Genomic DNA, 551 nt, shown 5'->3' with positions numbered 1-551 from the left:
CATGTAGATGGTGCTGACAAGCTTGCCGTCATGGTCATAGGCAAGGAACGGGCCGGCAGGCAATGTCGTCGGATCGACGAAAAGTTGGCCCATGCCCGGCAGGAAGTCGGGCAGCTTCACGAGCTTGCTGACCTGTTCGTAAGGAGCCGCTGGTGGGGCTTTGGTGACCTCATCCGCCGCCATGGCGCAAAGCGAACTGCCCGCTGTGAAGGCAACTGCGAGGATGAGTTTTTTCATCACGGTATCTCCTTGTTGAACTAAAAATGCGACCACCGTTGATCTATAGGAAGGTCGACAACTGATATTCATTGGTGAGACGGCCTTATCGCGTCCAACCAGCAAGCAGGAGACTGTTCCGGTCGTCAAACGAAATTAACTGTTGTCTCAGTGCACTATTTTTGCTCGTCAGGTCGCGTACGGTTTGCTTGATTTCGAAAAATCTTTCACTACCTTCAAACTGCTATGCGTATTTTTAACCTCGATTTCCGGCGAATGCCGAAACGCCTCAAAACGGGCCATTAACCCGGACGCGAGAGGGCCCTGGCTTCGCG

At 53.0% G+C, this 551-nt stretch carries 1 pseudogene; it reads right to left on the bottom strand.

Annotated elements, in window-relative coordinates:
• A pseudogene (locus EOA60_RS36530) lies at nt 1-237 on the bottom strand (hypothetical protein); the annotation flags it as partial.
• Nucleotides 238-551: the final 314 nt, after the last annotated feature.

Source organism: Mesorhizobium sp. M1A.F.Ca.IN.020.06.1.1, assembly GCF_004023265.1.
Lineage (GTDB): Bacteria > Pseudomonadota > Alphaproteobacteria > Rhizobiales > Rhizobiaceae > Mesorhizobium.
This window is presented reverse-complemented; position numbering and strand designations above follow the sequence as displayed.